17 protein-coding genes and 3 pseudogenes are annotated in these 18,315 nt (G+C 66.7%); 9 read left to right on the top strand and 11 right to left on the bottom strand.

Annotated features, from left to right (window positions below; genetic code table 11):
- Window positions 1–68: 68 nt before the first annotated feature.
- Window positions 69–1,489: pseudogene (gene pds, locus IQ220_RS11375) on the bottom strand (15-cis-phytoene desaturase).
- Window positions 1,490–1,615: 126 nt separating this feature from the next.
- On the opposite strand from pds, the gene IQ220_RS11370 reads away from it, so the two are divergent.
- Window positions 1,616–1,978: an NAD(P)H-quinone oxidoreductase subunit M gene (locus IQ220_RS11370; protein WP_186698394.1), complete on the top strand. Its 363-nt coding sequence runs from the start codon at window positions 1,616–1,618 to the stop codon at window positions 1,976–1,978.
- The gene (locus IQ220_RS11365) at window positions 1,975–2,724 is read left to right on the top strand and encodes a DUF3172 domain-containing protein (RefSeq protein WP_370566442.1); all 750 of its coding nucleotides are present in this window, start codon (window positions 1,975–1,977) and stop codon (window positions 2,722–2,724) included. The genes IQ220_RS11370 and IQ220_RS11365 overlap by 4 nt, the downstream gene beginning before the upstream one ends.
- Window positions 2,725–2,737: 13 nt before the next feature.
- On the opposite strand, the gene IQ220_RS11360 is transcribed toward IQ220_RS11365, so the two are convergent.
- Window positions 2,738–3,727, bottom strand: coding sequence for a LysR family transcriptional regulator (locus IQ220_RS11360; RefSeq protein ID WP_186698392.1), 990 nt, complete (start codon window positions 3,725–3,727; stop codon window positions 2,738–2,740).
- Between the two features lie 125 nt (window positions 3,728–3,852).
- On the opposite strand from IQ220_RS11360, the gene IQ220_RS11355 reads away from it, so the two are divergent.
- From IQ220_RS11355 to IQ220_RS11330, 6 genes and pseudogenes are all read left to right on the top strand, one after another.
- Window positions 3,853–4,554 carry an NnrU family protein gene (locus IQ220_RS11355; protein WP_186700073.1) on the top strand — a complete coding sequence of 234 codons (702 nt, stop codon included), beginning with the start codon at window positions 3,853–3,855 and terminating at the stop codon, window positions 4,552–4,554.
- A gap of 91 nt (window positions 4,555–4,645) precedes the next feature.
- On the top strand, window positions 4,646–6,655 hold the full coding sequence (locus IQ220_RS11350) for an NAD(P)H-quinone oxidoreductase subunit 5 (RefSeq protein WP_193915070.1): 2,010 nt from the start codon (window positions 4,646–4,648) through the stop codon (window positions 6,653–6,655).
- Window positions 6,656–6,779: 124 nt separating this feature from the next.
- On the top strand, window positions 6,780–8,372 hold the full coding sequence (locus tag IQ220_RS11345) for an NAD(P)H-quinone oxidoreductase subunit 4 (protein WP_193915162.1): 1,593 nt from the start codon (window positions 6,780–6,782) through the stop codon (window positions 8,370–8,372).
- Between the two features lie 59 nt (window positions 8,373–8,431).
- Complete coding sequence (locus IQ220_RS11340) at window positions 8,432–8,800, top strand: LapA family protein (protein ID WP_193915068.1); 369 nt, start codon at window positions 8,432–8,434, stop codon at window positions 8,798–8,800.
- A gap of 83 nt (window positions 8,801–8,883) precedes the next feature.
- The gene (locus IQ220_RS11335) at window positions 8,884–9,789 is read left to right on the top strand and encodes a segregation/condensation protein A (RefSeq protein ID WP_186698385.1); all 906 of its coding nucleotides are present in this window, start codon (window positions 8,884–8,886) and stop codon (window positions 9,787–9,789) included.
- A gap of 46 nt (window positions 9,790–9,835) precedes the next feature.
- Window positions 9,836–11,040 (top strand): annotated as a pseudogene (locus tag IQ220_RS11330) (sugar phosphate nucleotidyltransferase).
- Here the strand turns inward: IQ220_RS11330 and IQ220_RS11325 are convergent.
- Entirely contained in the window at window positions 11,037–12,011 is a 975-nt protein-coding gene (locus IQ220_RS11325; RefSeq protein ID WP_228009146.1) for a methylenetetrahydrofolate reductase, read from the bottom strand. The pseudogene IQ220_RS11330 and the gene IQ220_RS11325 sit on opposite strands and share 4 nt — an antisense overlap.
- A gap of 78 nt (window positions 12,012–12,089) precedes the next feature.
- Here IQ220_RS11325 and IQ220_RS11320 point away from each other — a divergent pair, with 78 nt between their 5' ends.
- A complete protein-coding gene (locus IQ220_RS11320) occupies window positions 12,090–12,371 on the top strand; it encodes a response regulator transcription factor (protein WP_186698381.1) in 282 nt (93 codons plus the stop codon).
- 59 nt (window positions 12,372–12,430) lie between these two features.
- On the opposite strand, the gene IQ220_RS11315 is transcribed toward IQ220_RS11320, so the two are convergent.
- From IQ220_RS11315 to IQ220_RS11280, 8 genes and pseudogenes are all read right to left on the bottom strand, one after another.
- Window positions 12,431–12,610, bottom strand: coding sequence for a hypothetical protein (locus tag IQ220_RS11315; RefSeq protein WP_186698379.1), 180 nt, complete (start codon window positions 12,608–12,610; stop codon window positions 12,431–12,433).
- Between the two features lie 10 nt (window positions 12,611–12,620).
- Window positions 12,621–13,238 (bottom strand): CYTH domain-containing protein, encoded by a 618-nt coding sequence (locus IQ220_RS11310; protein WP_193915064.1) that lies wholly within the window; start codon window positions 13,236–13,238, stop codon window positions 12,621–12,623.
- A gap of 8 nt (window positions 13,239–13,246) precedes the next feature.
- Window positions 13,247–14,199: pseudogene (locus IQ220_RS11305) on the bottom strand (NAD(+) kinase).
- 16 nt (window positions 14,200–14,215) lie between these two features.
- Window positions 14,216–14,545, bottom strand: a complete 330-nt coding sequence (nuoK, locus tag IQ220_RS11300; protein ID WP_186698373.1) for an NADH-quinone oxidoreductase subunit NuoK — start codon at window positions 14,543–14,545, stop codon at window positions 14,216–14,218.
- A gap of 41 nt (window positions 14,546–14,586) precedes the next feature.
- Window positions 14,587–15,189 (bottom strand): NADH-quinone oxidoreductase subunit J, encoded by a 603-nt coding sequence (locus IQ220_RS11295; protein WP_193915062.1) that lies wholly within the window; start codon window positions 15,187–15,189, stop codon window positions 14,587–14,589.
- Window positions 15,189–15,818, bottom strand: coding sequence for an NAD(P)H-quinone oxidoreductase subunit I (gene ndhI, locus IQ220_RS11290; protein ID WP_186700069.1), 630 nt, complete (start codon window positions 15,816–15,818; stop codon window positions 15,189–15,191). The genes IQ220_RS11295 and ndhI overlap by 1 nt, the downstream gene beginning before the upstream one ends.
- A gap of 80 nt (window positions 15,819–15,898) precedes the next feature.
- Window positions 15,899–17,083, bottom strand: a complete 1,185-nt coding sequence (nuoH, locus tag IQ220_RS11285) for an NADH-quinone oxidoreductase subunit NuoH (protein WP_225875747.1) — start codon at window positions 17,081–17,083, stop codon at window positions 15,899–15,901.
- Window positions 17,084–17,107: 24 nt separating this feature from the next.
- Entirely contained in the window at window positions 17,108–18,292 is a 1,185-nt protein-coding gene (locus IQ220_RS11280) for a citrate synthase (protein ID WP_193915060.1), read from the bottom strand.
- Window positions 18,293–18,315 lie beyond the last annotated feature (23 nt).

The following is an 18,315-nucleotide window of genomic DNA, read 5'->3' as shown; positions in this document are numbered from 1 at the left end:
ATGGCCTGGAGCGGAGCTCCGCACCAGAATCGTCAGGGCACCATCCTGACCCACGCTCCGCCGCCCGTTCAGGCTGCCGGGCTGAGCTGGCGCCCGGCAGGGGAGGACTGGAGCCCTTCAGCGGCAGCCGCCACCGCCTGGGCGCACTGCTTGCCACTGAGCACCGCCCCCTCCATGGAGGCCAGATAGCGCTGCATGGTGTAGTCGCCGGCCAGAAAGAAGTTGGCGATCGGCGAGGCCTGATCCGGGCGCAGTTTCTGGCAACCGGGCACCGTCTTGTAGACGGACAACGGCGTTTTGACCACGATCGACTTACGCAGCTGGGCCTGGTTCTCACCGGTGAAGTGCATCGGGAACAGGCGCTTGAGCTCCTCCATGGTGGCCGCCACGATCTCCTCATCCGGCCGGCCGATCCAGTCCTTGGCGGGGGCGAACACCAGCTCCAGCATCGAGCGGTTCGGATCTTCGTATTCGCGGCAGGTGTTGCTCATGTCGGCGTAGACACTGAGCAGGGGGCTGCGGCTGAACAGCAGGTGATCGATCGTGGTGAGCTTGCGGTCGAACCAGAGGTGGATGTTGATCACCGGCACTCCCTTGAGGCCATCGAGTTTCTGGAAGTACGGCATGGCCTTCCAGGGCTCCGGCAGCAGCAGCTTGAAGGGATCCACCGGCAGGGCACTCACGTAGCATCGGCCTCGAGGGTGTAGGCCTGCTTGCCGTTGATCCCGGCGATGCGAAAGCCCTGAACGGTGCCGTGCGGGTTCAGGGCGATCTCCCTCAGGGGCGCGTCGAGATGCACCTCGCCGCCGCGGGCGGTGACGTAGTCAACGATCGGCTGACACAGGCGCTGCGGTGGGTTGCCGTCGAGGAAGGCCATCTTGGAGCCATCGCCCTCCTGCAGGAAGCGATTCAGGGCGGTGAGCACCACGGTGCTGGAGATCTCATCGGGATCGATGAAGTTCAGCGCCTTGGCCATGGCGATGAACACCTCATCATTCACCCGCTCTGGAATGTTGTGGATCTGCAGCCACTCAGTCCAGGAATACTTATCACACTCTTCCACATAACCTTGCCCCCGCAGCATGGCCGGCACCAGGCCCAGCCCGAAGGAAATCTTCTCCGGCCAGGTGAGCATGTCGTTGTTGCCCAGAATCGCGGCCACACCGTTGAAGGGTGCTGGGATCTCCGGAAAATCAAACCGGCTGTAGGTGCCTGGCGTTTCCTTCTGATTGAAGATCATCGAGTGGCTCTTCCACTGCAGCCGATCTTCAATGTCCAGCTCCTTGAAGAGCTGGCGCATGTTGCGGTAAGCCCCGAAAAAGATGTGCAGCCCGGTCTCGTACCAGTCGCCGTCCTCGTCCTGCCAGGCGGCCACCTTGCCCCCGAGCACGTCGCGCGCCTCCACCACCACCGGAGTGTGACCGGCATCGCAGAGGTACTTGGCCGTGGCAAGACCCGCCAGTCCGGCACCGGCGATCGCGACCCGCATAGCCCAGGGAACAAAGAAGGTCAACCATAAAGGTGGCTGCCTGAGCAGCGCGGCGCCGGGGCCACGGCTGGCCGCGCCCAGGTGTTCCTAAAGTCGAAGCGTTGGCTGCGCCCCACATCCCCCCCCATGGCTGATTCCAGTTCCGCAGCCACGCTGCTGAAATCCACCACCCGCCACGTGCGCCTGTTCACGGCCCGGCTTGAGGGACAGGACCTGGTGCCCGACCCCAGCCAGCTCACCCTGGACGTGGATCCCGACAACGAATTCGTGTGGGAGCCGGCGGTGCTGGAGAAGGTGCAGCAGCACTTTCGCGAACTGGTGGCGGCCCATGCCGGCGCCGAGCTGAGCGAATACAACCTGCGCCACATCGGCTCCGAGCTGGAGGGCCAGATCCGTCAGCTGCTCCAGGCCGGCGAGCTGCGCTACAACCCCGACTGCCGCGTTCTCAACTACTCCATGGGCCTGCCCCGCACGCCTGATTCCCCGTGACTCGCGCCCCCCGCCGCTACGACGACGAGCGCCCCGGCGCCTACCGCCGGGCCGATACGCGACCGACGCGACCGGGAGATCGCTTCGACGACCGTGCCGGCCCTGATCGGTTTCGCCGCGACCGTGCCGGGCGCGATTCCGGCCGCTACGAGAGCGATCGCTACGAGGCGGAGCTGAACCGCAGGCGCGGCGGCGGTGGCGGCGGCGGCAGACCCGGTGGTGGCGGGCCAGGAGGCAGTGGCTCGGGGGGCGGCGTGCCGATTCAGCTGAACGTGGCCACCGTGGCCGTTCTGGCCGGTGTGCTGGTGGTGGGCATCGGCATCGGTACTGGCATCTCCAGCACCACCCAGGGCAACCAGGGCAACATCGCCAGCTCCCAGCAGCTCGACATGGCCGTGCCCGATCCGGAGTTCTGCCGGCAGTGGGGAGCCAGTGCCTTCGTGATGGACATCGAGCTGTACACCACGATGAACCCCAGCACCAGCTTCGTCACCCAGCCCGCGCTCAGGCCCGGCTGTGTGATCCGGCGGGAGAACTGGAGCGTGCTGGAGCGGGAGGGCGCCGTGACCGCCGAGCAGATGCGCCAGTGCAAGCAGCGCATGAACACCTTTGCCTATGTCGGCTCGGTGAAGGACCAGCCGATCGTGCGTTGCGTCTACCAGACCGACATCAGCGAGAACAAGTTCCTCACCAAGGGCGTGGCCGACGACACGGTGGGCATCACCCCTGAGGCCGACCAGTTCTGAGCCTGAGCCGCCGCTAGGTGGCGGCCGCCGTGGGGCTGGCCTCAGGGGCAGGCTGCTGCAGCGGACGGCGCAGGGGGCTGTCGGGGCTGGCGAAGGCGGGCAGCACCTCCTGCCGGAAGGCCTCCGAGGCCCTCGAGCAGTAGCGGGCCGGGTGGCTGATCAGTTTGAGCTGGCGACGCACCGACAGGTCGGCCACCTGCACCCGATGCAGGGTGGAGGCTGAGAGCTCCCTCTCGATCGACACCACCGGCAGAAAAGCCGCCCCCAGGCCCGACTGCACGGCGTTCTTGATCGCCTCGAAGGAGTTCAGTTCCATCTCGATCTTGAGGCGGCTCAGATCGAGGCCGGAGCGGGCCAGCAGCTGGTCCACCATCTTGCGGGTGGTGGACTGGGCATCGAGACAGACAAAACCCAGCCGGTAGAGGTCTTCCTTGGTGAGTTCCTGGAGGCGGGCGAGGGGATGCTTGGTGGGGAGCACCAGGGCCAGTTCATCACTGGCGTAGGGCACCACCTGCAGCAGCTCGTTGAGTTCGGGGGGCAGCTCGCCGCCGATGATGGCGAGATCCAGCTGGCCGTTGGCCACGCTCCAGCCGGTGCGCCGGGTGCTGTGCACCTGCAGCTGCACGGCCACATCGGGGTATTTCAGCCGGAACAGCCCGATCATGCGCGGCATCAGATAGGTGCCTGTGGTCTGGCTGGCACCCACCAGCAGGGAGCCCCCCTTGAGGTTGTGGAGGTCCTCAAGGGCGCGGCAGGCCTCCTGGCACTGGCTCAGGATCCGATCGCAGTAACTGAGCAGCAGATGCCCCGCCTCGGTGAGCTGGGCCTTGCGGCCGCCACGGTCGAACAGGGACACGCTGAGCTGCTTCTCCAGGTTCTGGATCTGGAGACTCACGGCGGGCTGGGTCACATAGAGGCTGTCGGCAGCCTTCTTGAAGCTGCCCTCACTGGCGATCGCCCGCAGGATCCGGAGCTGGTCAAGGGTGAAAGGCAGATCAGCCATAGGGCCCGCCGGCCAGCACCAGGGTGCAAGCCGCGACTCTAGGGGGCCTGCAGGACGCCAGAATCGCCAGCTTCACAACTTCCTCGGCCCGTGCCTCCAGCTCCCTTCACCACACCAGCTGGGTGATGCTGGCCCTGCTGCTGGCCTTCGCCGTGCTGCACAGCGGCGGCGCCTCCCTGCGCCAGTGGGGCGTGGCCCGCATCGGTGAGCGGGCCTGGCGCCTGATCTTCGCCGCCCTCAGCATTCCTGCCGCGGTGGTGGTGGTGGGCTACTTCCTGGCCCACCGCTACGACGGCGTGCGGCTCTGGGACCTGCAGGCCCAGCCCTGGATCGTGCCCGTGGTGTGGGTGGGAACGGCGATCAGCTTCCTGTTTCTCTATCCCGCCACCTACAACCTGCTGGAGATCCCGGCGCTGCTGAAGCCCCAGGTGCGGCTGTACGCCACCGGGATCATCCGCGTCAGCCGCCATCCCCAGGCCGTGGGCCAGGTGCTCTGGTGTGCCACCCACCTGCTCTGGATCGGCACGAGCTTCACCCTGGTGACCTGCGCCGGCCTGATCGCCCACCACCTGTTCGCGGTGTGGAACGGCGACCGCCGCCTCCACAACCGCTTCGGCCCCGCCTTTGAGGAGCTGCGCGCCAGCACCTCGATCCTGCCCTTCCGCGCCGTGCTCGACGGCCGCCAGCGCCTGGTGGCGTCGGAGTTTCTGCGCCCGGCCCAGCTGGGCATCGTGATCGCGGTGGGTCTGTTCTGGTGGTCGCACCGCTTCATCGGGGTGGGGGCCACGGCCTTTTCCCGCACCGCCCTGGGGCACTGGCTGGCCTGAGGCCAAACCACCAGGCCGTGCTGGCAATCCCCCATCGGCAGCGGCGCTCCCGGGCGCACTGCCTACACTCGGCCCAGCCCGTGCCCGCCGGATGCCTTCAACCGCTGAACTCGCCTGGTTGATCCCGGTGTTGCCCCTGGCAGGAGCCTGCCTGGTGGGCCTGGGTCTGATCAGTTTCAACCGCACCGTGAACCGGCTGCGCAAACCCGCCGCCCTGCTGCTGATCAGCTGCGTGGGCGCTGCCGCCGTGCTCAGCTTCGCCGTGCTGGCGGAGCAGCTCTCAGGGGCGGGCCCCACGGAGATCCTGTTCAACTGGGCCAGCGCCGGCAGCTTCAACCTGCAGATGGGCTTCCGCGTCGATCCCCTCGGCGCCGTGATGCTGGCCCTGGTCACCACCATCGCCCTGCTGGTGATGGTGTATTCCGATGGCTACATGGCCCACGACAAGGGCTATGTGCGCTTCTTCACCTACTTGGCCCTGTTCAGCAGCTCGATGCTGGGGCTGGTGATCAGCCCCAACCTGCTCGAGATCTACGTGTTCTGGGAGCTGGTGGGCATGTGCTCCTACCTGCTGGTGGGCTTCTGGTACGACCGCGACGGAGCCGCCAACGCCGCCCAGAAGGCCTTCGTGGTGAACCGGGTGGGCGACTTCGGCCTGCTGCTGGGGATCCTGGGGCTGTTCTGGGCCACGGGCAGCTTCGGTTTCGAGGAGATCGGCACTCGCCTCAGTGAAGCCGTGGGGGCGGGCACCATCAGTGCGGGCGTGGCGGTGATCCTGTGCCTGCTGGTGTTCATGGGGCCGATGGCCAAGTCGGCCCAGTTCCCCCTGCACGTGTGGCTCCCCGATGCGATGGAGGGCCCCACGCCGATCTCAGCCCTGATCCATGCCGCCACCATGGTGGCTGCTGGGGTGTTCCTGGTGGCCCGGCTCCAGCCGCTCTACGACGCCTTCCCGCTGGTGAACCTGGTGATCGCCGTGGTGGGCACCATCACCCTGTTTCTGGGGGCCTCCATTGCCCTCACCCAGATGGATCTCAAGAAGGGGCTGGCCTACAGCACCGTGAGCCAGCTCGGCTACATGATGCTGGCGATGGGCTGCGGCGCCCCGGTGGCTGGCATGTTCCACCTGGTGACCCACGCCTTCTTCAAGGCGATGCTGTTCCTGGGCTCCGGCTCGGTGATCCATGCCATGGAGGAGGTGGTGGGCCACGAGCCCGTGCTCGCCCAGGACATGCGCCTGATGGGAGGGCTGCGCAGGTTCATGCCCGTGACCAGCACCACCTTTCTGATCGGCTGCGTGGCGATCAGCGGCATTCCTCCCCTGGCCGGCTTCTGGAGCAAGGACGAGATCCTGGGCCAGGCCTTCAACAGCTTCCCGCTGCTCTGGGCCATGGGCTTCATCACCGCAGGGATGACCGCCTTCTACATGTTCCGGCTCTACTTCCTCACCTTCGAGGGCAGCTTCCGCGGCAACGACGCCGCGCTGCAGACCCAGCTTCTGAGCGCCGCCGGTGGGGGCTCCAATGAGGGCGACGAGCACGGCCACGCCCACGCCGAGCATCCGCACGAATCCGGTTGGCAGATGGCCCTGCCCCTGGCCGTGCTGGCGGTGCCTTCGGTGCTGATCGGCCTGCTGGGCACCCCCTGGAACAGCCGCTTTGCGGCCCTGCTGGAGCCGGAGGAGGCCGCCGAGATGGCGGCGCAGTTCAGCTGGGGCGAGTTTCTGCCTCTGGCGGGAGCGTCGGTGGCGATCTCCAGCGCCGGCATCGGCCTGGCGGTGGTCGCCTATGCCCTGCACAAGATCGACCTGGGCCAGGCCGTGGCCGGCCGCTTCCCGGCCGTGAACGCCTTCCTGGCCAACAAGTGGTATCTCGATGCCATCAACGAGAAGCTGTTCGTGAAGGGCAGCCGCAAGCTGGCCCGCTCGGTGCTGGAGGTGGACTCGAAGGTGGTGGACGGGGTGGTGAACCTCACCGGCCTGGTCACCCTGGGCAGCGGCGAGGGGCTGAAGTACTTCGAGACCGGCCGGGCCCAGTTCTATGCCCTGATCGTGTTCGGGGGCGTGGTGGGCCTCGTGGTGCTGTTCGGCTCGCTCGGCTGAGCCGATGGCCTGCCGGCCTTGCGTCTGATCCCGTCAGCCCTACGGACTGTGTGCCTCCCCCCACCGTAGGAGTGTTCACCTAGCGGGCATTTCTACACTCCGCCCAACGGAACTCTTGCCTTCAGTGCCTTTCCCCTGGCTCAGCGCCGCGATCCTGTTCCCGATCGGTGCGGCCCTGCTGATTCCCTTCGTGCCCGACAAGGGCGATGGCAAGCAGGTGCGCTGGTACGCCCTCGGCATCGCCCTCACCACCTTCCTGATCACGGTGGCCGGCTACCTCAACGGCTACGACCCCTCCGTGGAGGGTCTGCAGCTGGTGCAGCGGGTGGAGTGGCTGCCGGATCTGGGGCTGGCCTGGTCGGTGGGTGCCGACGGCCTCTCGATGCCGCTGATCCTGCTCACCAGCTTCATCACCGCCCTGGCCGCCCTGGCCGCCTGGCCGGTGACGTTCAAGCCGAAGCTCTTCTACTTCCTGCTGCTGGCCATGGACGGCGGCCAGATCGCGGTGTTTGCCGTGCAGGACATGCTGCTGTTCTTCCTGGCCTGGGAGCTGGAGCTGCTGCCGGTGTACCTGCTGCTGGCCATCTGGGGCGGCAAGAAGCGCCAGTACGCCGCCACCAAGTTCATCCTCTACACCGCCGGCAGCTCCCTGTTCATCCTGATCGTGGGCCTGGCGATGGCCTTCTACGGCGGTGACGTGAGCTTCGAGTACACGGCCCTGATGGCCAAGGAGTTCGGCACCAAATTCCAGGTGCTCTGCTACGCGGGCCTGCTGATCGCCTTCGGCGTGAAGCTGCCGATCGTGCCCCTGCACACCTGGTTGCCGGATGCCCACGGCGAGGCCACGGCGCCGGTGCACATGCTGCTGGCCGGCATCCTGCTGAAGATGGGCGGCTATGCGCTGCTGCGCTTCAACGTGCAGCTGCTGCCCGAGGGCCATGCCCAGTTCGCCCCCCTGCTGGTGGTGCTGGGGGTGGTGAACATCATCTACGCCGCCCTCACCTCCTTCGCCCAGAGGAACCTCAAGCGCAAGATCGCCTACAGCTCGATCAGCCACATGGGCTTCGTGCTGATCGGCATCGGCAGCTTCAGCGACCTGGGCACCAGCGGCGCCATGCTGCAGATGATCAGCCATGGCCTGATCGGCGCCAGTCTCTTCTTTCTGGTGGGTGCCACCTACGACCGCACCCACACCCTGCAGCTCGATGAGATGGGCGGCGTGGGCCAGAAGATGCGCAAGATGTTCGCCCTCTGGACAGTGTGCAGCCTCGCCTCCCTGGCCCTGCCGGGCATGAGTGGTTTCGTGTCCGAGCTGATGGTCTTCGTGGGCTTCGTCACCAGCGAGGCCTACACCCTCAGCTTCCGGGTGGTGATCGCCGCCCTGGCGGCCGTGGGCGTCATTCTCACCCCCATCTACCTGCTGTCGATGCTGCGCGAGATCTTCTTCGGCAAGGAGAACGCCGAACTGGCCTCCCACACCAACCTGGTGGATGCCGAGCCCCGCGAGATCTATGTGATCAGCTGCCTGCTGGTGCCCATCATCGGCATCGGTCTCTATCCGCGGATCATGACGGACAGCTACCGCGCCTCGATCGAGGCCCTGGTACTGCGGGAAAACGACGCCATGGCGAGGGTGATCGCCCCGCCCGCCAGCCGCCTGATCCGTCAGCAGCTGCTGCAGGCCCCTCCCCTGCCCCTGCCGGCAGCCCCGGCCTGAGCCGTGACGGCGATCGGAATTGTGCGTAAGCTGCCGCCCACGCCCTGGGGTGGAGCGACATGAAACAGCTGAACTTCCTGCTGATCTTCAGCTTCGGCCTGGCCACGGTGATGTTCACCCTGGAGAACACGGCCGCCACCACCGTGCACTTCCTGCCGGGTCTCAACGCCACCATGCCGCTGGCCGCGCTGCTGCTGGTGGTGGGCGGCATCGGCGCCACAGCGGCCTGGGTGTTCGCGGTGTGGACCGGGGTGGTGCGCAAGGTGGAAGCCCTGCAGACCCAGGGCGAGTACGAGGCCCAGCAGGTGCGCATCCAGGAGTTGGAGAACGACCTGCACCGCTACCGCGCCACCGTGGATGCCCAGTTGGCCCTGCTGCCCGCCGCCGGCGAAACGGCCGCCGTGCAGGACTCCAGCCTGGCCTCCTGATCAGGAGAGCTACCAACGGGGTGGTTGAGCATGGCCAACGCCGGTAGCGTGCCGAGACAGACCTTTGGACCACCGGGACGGGATTGGCAGACGGCGGCGCCAGACTGGCCATCCGGCTCTTGCAGGATGCGGCCGTCCAGGGGGATCTCGATCCCTGGGACGTGGATGTGATTGCCGTGATCGACGGCTTTCTGGATCAGCTGCGCCAGCGCATCACCGTGCCCCGGCTGGTTTCAGCGGCTGGGGCCAGCCGGGGAGGCAGCTATGAGCACGACCTGGCGGAGGCCAGCGAGGCCTTCCTGGCCGCCTCGGTGCTGGTGAGCCTCAAAGCCGAGCTGCTCGAGGCCAGCACCCTGCCCCTGGAGGAACCGCTGGATGACGATTTCGACGCCGCCTTCGACGCCGAGGGGGCCGACTGGGGAGGTGATCCTGCCCTGCAACTGCCGCGACGGCCGGAGCGCCACCTCTGGCGTCGCCCAGTGGCGCCGCCACCCCTGCAGCGCCCGGTGACGCTGGGCGAGTTGATCCGCCAGCTGGAGGAGATCGCTGAGCGGCTGGAGCAGGAGCCAGCGGGCCCCAGCCGTCAGCGTCACCGCCCCCACCGCTACAGCGATCGGGCGGCGATCGCCCAGGTGACGAACCTGGCCCACCGGGAGAAGCTGCCGGAGACCACCGCCGCCCTCAGCCAGTTCATGCTGAGCTGGGACCCAGCCCACGACTGGGTCGACTTCGAGGAGCTCGTCGGCGCCTGGGCCGAAGCCCCCCAGCCGGCCGGGACGGACGATGACCTGGACCGGGATCGGGTGGGGGTGTTCTGGGCCCTGCTCTTCCTCTGCCACCAGGGCAAGGTGGACCTGGAGCAGCCCGGCGGCCTGGGCGCCTGCCTGAGCCTGCGGCGCTGCGCGGCGGAGGCCCTGGGCGGCAGCGTGGCCCAGCTCTCAGCCGCAGGACCGCCCCCCCCGGCAGGGGTGGAGCAGCTGGTGGCCTGATCCTGCGCGTAAGGTGGGGCCCCCCGACCTCAGTGAGTACGCCCAGATGAAGGCGATGATTCTGGCGGCTGGCAAAGGAACAAGGGTGCGGCCGATCACGCACACCATTCCCAAGCCGATGATCCCCATCCTGCAGAAGCCCGTGATGGAGTTTCTGCTCGAGCTGCTGCGGCAGCACGGCTTCACCGAAGTGATGGTGAATGTGTCACACCTGGCAGAAGAGATCGAGAATTACTTCCGCGACGGCCAGCGCTTCGGGGTGGAGATCGCCTACAGCTTTGAAGGCCGCATCGAAGACGGTGAACTGATCGGCGATGCCCTGGGCTCCGCTGGAGGCCTCAAGAAGATCCAGAACTTTCAGACCTTCTTCGACGACACCTTCGTGGTGCTGTGCGGCGATGCGCTGATCGATCTCGACCTCACCGAAGCCGTGCGCCTGCATCGTGAGAAGGGCGCGATGGCGAGCCTGGTCACCAAGCGGGTGCCGAACGATCAGGTAAGCAGCTATGGCGTGGTGGTGACCGATGACGGCGGCAGGGTGCTCTCCTTCCAGGAGAAGCCTGCGTTGGCGGAGGCCGCCAGCAACATGATCAACACCGGCATCTACATCTTCGAGCCGGAAGTGCTCGATTTCGTGCCCAGCAACCAACCCTTCGACATCGGCTCGGATCTGTTCCCGAAGCTGGTGGCTGCTGGAGCGCCCTTCTACGCCCTGCCGATGGAATTCGAGTGGGTGGACATCGGCAAAGTGCCCGACTACTGGCAGGCCATCCGCAGCGTGCTCCAGGGCAAGGTGCGGCAGGTGCAGATCCCCGGCAAAGAAGTGCGGCCTGGGGTGTACACCGGCCTGAATGTGGCCGCCAACTGGGATCGGATCAGGGTGGAGGGGCCGATCTACGTGGGCGGCATGACCCGCATCGAAGACGGTGCCACGATCATCGGGCCGGCCATGATCGGCCCCAGCTGTCAGATCTGCGAAGCGCCGTGATCGACAACTCGATCATCTTCGACTACTCCCGCATCGGTCCCGGCGTACGCCTGGTCGAGAAGCTCGTGTTCGGTCGCTACTGCGTGGACCGCAACGGCGATCACTTCGACCTCCAGGAGGCCGCCCTCGACTGGCTGATCACCGATGCCCGCCGACAGGACGTGCTGTCGCCGAGTCCGCAGCAGAAGGCCCTGGCGGAACTGCTGGGCAACGATCTCACCCTCAACCAGGACCTGGTTCAGCCGCAGCGGGGCCCTGGCTAGGACGACACCTCCCTGCCCAGGGCCACAGCGGCAGGGGCAGGCGGAGCCGCCGAAAGGCCGTGGTCGCCGTGCTCAAGCCCTGCAGCCGGCTGCAGCGGAGCCAGCCCGGCCTGGGCGAGGATTCTGGGGATGAGCGCTTCCGCCTTGATCGCCATCACGTGAACCCCCTGGGCGATCTCCAGATAGCTGGCCACCTGTTCCGCAGCGATGGCCACCCCTTCCGCCGCAGGATCGGTCGCAGCGGCCAGACGATCGATCAGGCGCTGGGGAATGTTCGCTCCGGGTACCACCCGGTTGATGAACAGCGCGTTCTTCGCCGACTTGAGCAGAAACACACCGGCCAGCACCGGCAGCCCCAGGGGGGCGGCGATCTCGTCGACGAAGCGGCGCAGGGCGGTGGCATCCGTCACCATCTGGGTCTGCACAAAGCGGGCCCCGGCACGCTGCTTGCGGCGCATGCGGCTCTGAAGGCCGCTCCAGCTGGGGCTCTGGGGGTCGGCGGCCGCTCCGGCGAAGAACGCGGTGCCGCCATCCGGCAGCAGGCCACTCACCGGGTCCTGAGCGCTATTCAGCTGGGTCACCAGCTGCAGCAGCCGCACCGATTCGAGCTCATTCACGGGCCGGGCGCCGGGCTGATCCCCAGCCCTCACCGGATCCCCCGTGAGGCAGAGCAGATTGCGCAGGCCGAGGGCGTGGGCCCCCAGCAGATCGGCCTGAAGGGCAATGCGGTTGCGATCACGGCAGGCCATCTGCAGCACGGGCTCCAGACCGATGTCCAGCAGCAGACGGCAGAGAGCCAGGCTGCTCATCCGCATCACTGCCCTGCTGCCGTCGGTCACGTTGATGGCGTGCACCCAATGGCGCAGGGCTGCGGCAGCGGCCAGGGTGCGGCTGGGGTCTCCTCCCCGCGGCGGAGTGACCTCAGCCGTGATCGCCGGTTGCCCGCTGGCCAGGGCCTGTTGGAGCAGCAAGCCAAGCTTCCCATCGCAGGCCCCATCATGCGGCAGGGGCCTGCCTAGAGTGAAGAAGTGCCTATGGGCCTGGCGGAGATGGGCAGAGAGCTCCAGCAGCATCAGCCCCAGGAGCGCAACCTCTCCGAGCGGGAACTGGAAATCATCTCCCTGGTGGCTGAAGGGCTCACCAATCAGGAGATCGCGGGCCTGCTCACGATCAGCAAGCGCACCGTGGACAACCACGTGAGCAACATCTTCACCAAGACCGGCGCCAAAAACCGCGTGGCCCTGCTGAACTGGGCGATGGATCGGGGCAAGATCTGCCGTGATGGCTTCAACTGCTGCTCACTGGAGCATCAGCCTGACGAGGAAAGCTGAGCAGGTCTCGGCATGAGCGGGCAGTCCGCACCCCGCACAGGGTTTCGGGAGTCCCAGCCTCAGACCCCCGCCAAGGCAGCCCGGGGGGCGCTGGCAAGGGAGCCGCCCACCAGCACCGCCACGCTCTCGAGGCTGTAGCTGTCCTCAGGCAGCGCGAAGAGCTCGGCGTAGGCGAGACAGTCGTCCCGGTCCCGGCCAGCAAAGCGCAACACACCCTGGCTGTCGTAGAGACCGAGCACGCCCAGCTCCTTAAGAAAGTCTGTTGATTGTATCCGATGCCACCGCCCCCCTGTGCAGCCAGTGCGGCAGGCTCCGGCGCCGTTCAGGGCTCCAAGCCTGCAGGGGCTCGCGGGCCAGGGCGGCATTGCTGAGCTCGTGGCGCCCGGTCACCTCCTGGGCGCACCAGGGCGGCAGGGGGGGCAACTGGTCAGCCGACGCCAGCTCCACCTCCGCCAGCACCAGGGGGGCATTGGCCGCTTCGAACACATCTACCACCCAGTCACCACCGGGAAGGGCGAGGTGGTAGCGCCACTTGCTGATCTGGAAGGGGGCCAGGGCCAGCAGGGCCTGGGCATCGGCGAGAGGGATGGCGTACTCGAACTCCTGCCGCACCAGGCCATCGGGCTGCCCCGGGACTTCCCCAGGCAGACCAGAAGCCCCGCCGGCCGCCAGCGGAGCCTTGAGGGTGAGCCAGGCCTCGGCAGGCTCTCCCCCCAGCGCATCCTCCGCCCTGCTGGAGCGCACCCGCAGGGTGAGACCACCCGGGCCGCTCACCAGGTAGCCCTGCAACAGATGGTCTCGCCCAGTGATGTGCTGGCGCCACTCGTCACCGTGCACCAGGAACCGACGCTCGATCTCCAGGGCCATGGCTGGGGTCAGTTGTGGGAGGGTTCGCCGGCAATCAGGCTGCCAGCCCAGTGCAGCTTGTGGGTGAGGGTGCGGTAATAGGACGGGCTGCGCTCCAGCACGAGCATCAGCGCCGGATGGCCCGAGCGCTGCACCAGGGCCCGGTCACCCGGCTCCAGGGTGGTGGCCTGGGCTCCGTCCTGCCAGAGGTTGACCCGGCGACTCGACTCCCCCAGGGGCCACACCGACAGCTGGGCCCGGGGGGGCACCACGAGGGCGCGGCTGGAGAGGCTGATCGGGCAGATCGGCGTCACCACGATCGCCTCGATGCCGGGATGCAGGATCGGCCCACCGGCCGCCATGGCGTAACCGGTGGATCCGGTGGGGGTGGCGATGATCAGCCCATCGCCGCGGAACTGGTCCACCACCTCACCATCGATCTCCAGCTCCAGCACGCAGGTGGGCGAGCGTTCATCGAGGCCTGGACGGAAATAGACGTCGTTGAGGGCGAGATGGGTCAGCTCCGCGGCCGCCTCGACACCATCACCGCGGTCGATGTGGGCCTCCAGCATCATGCGCTGCTCCACCGCGAAGGCGTCCTCGCGCAGGATGCTCCAGAGGCTGCGCGGGTCATCGGAGGCGGTGCCGCGGCGTGGGGCCTCGCCATCGAGACGCAGCAGGTTGCGGTTGTGGGTGAGAAAGCCAGGTGACCGCCCACGTTGAAGCAGAGGATTGGAATGGCCAGAGGAGCCAGGTGGCGGGCGGCTCCCAGCACCGTGCCATCGCCGCCCAGCACGATGGCCAGATCCGGCAGTTCAGGCTCGGTGGCCAGCAGTCCCGGGAAGGGGTTGTTGACGGGGCCACTGGTGGCCATGGTCACGGTGGCTCCCTGGCTGCGCAGGTCCTGGGCACAGCGCTGGGCCTGGCGCTGGGCAGCCTGGCTGCCGGCCCTGGCGATCAGCCAGATGCGATCGAGCCGCATGGGGAGAGTTCAGGGATCACCAGCGCAGGAGGTTGAAACGCTCCATGTCCACGGTTTCGCGGTTGCGGTAGAGCGAGAGCAGGATCGCCAGACCCACCGCAGCCTCTGCAGCCGCCACGGTGATCACGAAGATCGCGAACACCTGGCCGCGGATCAGCTCACCATCGAGATAGCTGGAGAAGGCCATCAGGTTGATGTTCACCGCATTCAGCATCAGCTCGATGCTCATCAGCACCCGCACCGCGTTGCGGCTGTTGATCAGCCCCCACACGCCGGCGCAGAACAGCAGAGCCGCCAGCACCAGGTAGGCCTGAAGAGGAATCGTGGCGGAAAGACTGGGCTCCATGGTGGGGTGATGGTGACGGAGGGTGGACCGGTCGGGCCAGCTCAGGACGACGACTTGTCGAGCAACAGGGGATAACGGGACTGCTCGATCAGCTCCTGATCAGCAGCCTCACCGGTGGCGATATCGGAGCTGAACACATCGCGCCTGGCCAGGACGATGGCACCGATCATGGCCATCAGCAACAGCACGGAGGCGAGCTCAAACGGCAGCAGATAGTCGGAGAAGAGGTGCTCACCGATGCGGATGGTGGCCTCCTCACCGATCGGCGTGGGACCAGGCAGGTTCCAGGGCGTGGTGACAGCCACCCGGAAGAGCAGGGCAAACAGCCCGCCGCAGACCAGGCCCGACAGCCCCCGGCGCAGGGCCAGCCCCTTGATCACGGAGAGATCCTCCCGCTTGTTGACCAGCATGATCGCGAACAGGATCAACACGTTCACGGCGCCCACGTACACGAGCACCTGGGCCGCGGCCACGAAGCTGGCATTGAGCATCAGGTAGAGCCCGGCCACCGAGAGGAAGACGCCAGCGAGCAGGAAGGCGGAATAAACGATGTTGGGCAGCAGCACAACGCCCAGGGTTCCGGCCACCAGGGTGCTGGCGAGGATGGCGAAGCAGATGAACTGGGTGCTGGAGGCAATGGTCATCAGCTGTCACTCTCCGAAGCGGGCTTGTCCTTGGGGGCCGGGGCTGAGGCGGGCATCGCAGCGAGCACCTGCTCAGGCAGCTGCCCCGCTCGAGGCGTGGTGTCGGGCACGCCGTGGGGATCCATCTCTCCCTTGGGCAGGTAGGCGAGCTCCCGCAGGGCCACCACAGCGGGGTCGCTGGTGACGCTGGTGGGCAGGCGTCCGAGCGCCACGTTGTCGTAATTGAGGCTGTGGCGGTCAAAGGCGGAGAGCTCGTACTCCTCCGTCATCGAGAGGCAGTTGGTGGGGCAGTATTCCACACAGTTGCCACAGAAGATGCAAACTCCGAAATCAATCGAATAATTACTGAGCTCTTTTTTCTTGGTGGCTTTGTTCATCGTCCAATCCACCACAGGCAGATTGATTGGGCACACCCTCACGCACACTTCGCAGGCAATGCACTTGTCGAACTCGAAATGAATGCGGCCGCGATAGCGCTCCGAGGGGATCAGCTTTTCGTAGGGATACTGCACCGTGACCGGCCTGCGGCGCAGGTGATCAAAGGTGACCGCCAGCCCCTGGGTCATGTATTGGGCGGCACCCACCGCATCGCGGCTGTAGTCGCCGACTTTTTTGAGAAACCCGAACATGCGCTTGAAGGCGGTTGGACGACGGGGCTGGTCTGGTCGAAGCACGACCATGATGACTCAGGAGAGCCGAAGCTGAAGGCTCAGCCGCCGAAGACGGCGGGGAAAGCCAGCTTGAGACCAGCGGTGACGAGCAGGTTGACCAGGGCGATCGGCAGCAGGAACTTCCAGCCCAGGTCAAGGAGTTGGTCGATGCGCACCCGGGGAGTGGTCCAGCGCAGCAGGATCGCCAGGAACACCAGCAGGTAGGCCTTCAATACGGTCATCACGATCCCCACAGACCCCGTGATCACCTGCACCAGCGGCGCATCGATCGGCTGACCCAGCCAGCCCGCCAGCCATTCCACCGGCAGCGGGAAGCCCCAGCCCCCCAGGTAGAGAACCGACACCAGCAGGGCCGAGAGCACCAGGTTGATGTAGCTGCCCAGATAGAAGAGGGCGAACTTCATGCCGGCGTACTCGGTCTGATAGCCAGCCACCAGTTCCTCCTCCGCCTCGGGGAGATCAAAGGGAAGGCGCTCGCATTCGGCCAGCACGCAGATCCAGAAGATCACGAAGCCCACGGGCTGGCGCCAGATGTTCCAGCTGAGGATGCCGGCCCCGTTCTGCTGGGCCACGATGTCCACGGTGCTGAGCGAGTTGCTCATCATCACCACGGCCAACACGGCCAGGGCTAGCGGAATTTCATAGCTGATCGACTGGGCCGCCGCCCGCAGGCCACCCAGCAGCGAGTACTTGTTGTTGGAGGCGTAGCCGCTCATCAGCAGGCCGATCGGCTGGATGGAACTCAGGGCAATCCAGAGGAAGATGCCGATCCCCACATTGCTGATCACCAGGTGCTCGCCGAAGGGCACCACCAGCCAGCTGAGAATCACCGGGATCAGCACCAGCACCGGGCCGAGGGTGAACAGCAGGCCGTCGGCCCGGGCGGGAATGATGTCTTCCTTGAACAGCAGCTTGAGGCCATCGGCCATGGGCTGCAGCATCCCCAGGGCTCCGGCATATTCGGGGCCGATCCGCTGCTGCACGGCGGCGGAGATCTTGCGCTCCAGCCACACGTTCACCAGCACCCCCACCACGGCGGCGACCAGCACCAGCAGCATGGGCAGGGGCAGCCAGAGCAGGCGCGCGGCCCCCGGGCTGAGGCCCAGACCCTGGAGCAGAGCAACGAAACTGGCCTCGAGATCAAGGCCAGGACCAGGTGGGAGGGCGGTGGCCGGGACGAGCCCCAGCACCGAGGCCAGACCTGGCCCTGAGGGGCTCAGCATGACGGCGTCTCAGATCGCAGCAACTTAGCGGGCTTCCAGGGGGATCCACTCACGTGGTGCAGACCCGGTGTAAATCTGCGACGGTCGGAAGATGCGGTTTGCACCAAGCTGCTCCTTCCAGTGGGCCAGCCAACCGGCCGTGCGGGCGATGGCGAAGACGGGGGTGAACAGATCGCGGGGGATGCCGAGCTTGCGATACACGAGGCCGGAATAGAAGTCCACGTTGGGGTAGATGCCCTTCGGGCCCAGCCGGGAGCTGGCCTCCTCCTCCACCTTGCGGGCCAGGTCGTAGAGGGGATCGTGGCCGAAGCGGTCGAACAGCTGCTCGGCCAGCCCCTGCAGGATCACGGCGCGGGGGTCCTTCACCTTGTATTCGCGGTGACCGAAGCCCATGATCTTCTGCTTCTCGGCGATGGCCCGGTCGAGCCAGGGCCCCACCCGGTCCTCGCTGCCGATCGCTTCCAGCATGGCCAGCACGTCCTCGTTGGCACCGCCGTGCAGGGGACCGGCCAGCGTGCCCACCGCCGAGGCCACCACGGCGTAGGGATCGGTGAGGGTGCTGGCCGTCACCCGGGCGCTGAAGGTGCTGGCGTTGAGGCTGTGCTCGGCGTGCAGGATCAGGCAGGCATCAAAGATGCGGGCCGCCAGCGGGTCGGGCTCCCGCTCCATGAGCATGTAGAGGATGTTGGAGGCAAAGGCGAGGTCGTCGCGGGGCTGGATCGGGTCCTGGCCTTTGCGGATCAGCTGGAACGCCGCCACCATGGTGGGGATCTTGGCGATCAGCCGCACCACCGCCTCGGTGATGTACTCGGGGTTGTCGAGGGCGCGCCGCGAATAGAAGAGGCCCAGGGAGGCCGCGCTGCTCTGCAACGCATCCATCGGGTGGCCGGTGGCCGGGAAGCACTTCATCATGTCGCGGATGCGGAAGCTCACCCGGCGGTGCATCTGCACCTCCTGCTCGAACTGGCGCAGGCCTTCGGCGGTGGGCAACTCGCCCCAGATCAGCAGGTAGGTGGTTTCCAGAAAGGAGCTGTTGGCCACCAGGGTCTCGGCGTTGAAGCCCCGGTAGGTGAGCCGCCCGCGCTGACCGTCGATATCGCAGATGGCCGACTGGGTGGCGGGCACCCCCTCAAGACCTGGACGGAAGGGCGGCGCGGCGGACTGCTCCCTGACGCCAGCGGGACGGTTGGTGGTGACGCGCTCAGCCATGCCTCGAGGTCCAATGGCCAGAA

This window comes from Cyanobium sp. LEGE 06113 (genome assembly GCF_015207615.1).
This window is presented reverse-complemented; position numbering and strand designations above follow the sequence as displayed.

Bases quoted from the DNA above. Each gene is read 5' to 3' on its own strand.
- IQ220_RS11370 (WP_186698394.1), top strand. From the start codon at position 1,616: ATGGCTGATTCCAGTTCCGCAGCCACGCTGCTGAAATCCACCACCCGC.
- IQ220_RS11360 (WP_186698392.1), bottom strand. From the start codon at position 3,727: ATGGCTGATCTGCCTTTCACCCTTGACCAGCTCCGGATCCTGCGGGCG.
- IQ220_RS11355 (WP_186700073.1), top strand. From the start codon at position 3,853: ATGCTGGCCCTGCTGCTGGCCTTCGCCGTGCTGCACAGCGGCGGCGCC.
- IQ220_RS11350 (WP_193915070.1), top strand. From the start codon at position 4,646: ATGCCTTCAACCGCTGAACTCGCCTGGTTGATCCCGGTGTTGCCCCTG.
- IQ220_RS11340 (WP_193915068.1), top strand. From the start codon at position 8,432: ATGAAACAGCTGAACTTCCTGCTGATCTTCAGCTTCGGCCTGGCCACG.
- IQ220_RS11320 (WP_186698381.1), top strand. From the start codon at position 12,090: ATGGGCAGAGAGCTCCAGCAGCATCAGCCCCAGGAGCGCAACCTCTCC.
- IQ220_RS11310 (WP_193915064.1), bottom strand. From the start codon at position 13,238: ATGGCCCTGGAGATCGAGCGTCGGTTCCTGGTGCACGGTGACGAGTGG.
- nuoK (WP_186698373.1), bottom strand. From the start codon at position 14,545: ATGGAGCCCAGTCTTTCCGCCACGATTCCTCTTCAGGCCTACCTGGTG.
- IQ220_RS11295 (WP_193915062.1), bottom strand. From the start codon at position 15,189: ATGACCATTGCCTCCAGCACCCAGTTCATCTGCTTCGCCATCCTCGCC.
- ndhI (WP_186700069.1), bottom strand. From the start codon at position 15,818: ATGTTCGGGTTTCTCAAAAAAGTCGGCGACTACAGCCGCGATGCGGTG.
- nuoH (WP_225875747.1), bottom strand. From the start codon at position 17,083: ATGCTGAGCCCCTCAGGGCCAGGTCTGGCCTCGGTGCTGGGGCTCGTC.
- IQ220_RS11280 (WP_193915060.1), bottom strand. From the start codon at position 18,292: ATGGCTGAGCGCGTCACCACCAACCGTCCCGCTGGCGTCAGGGAGCAG.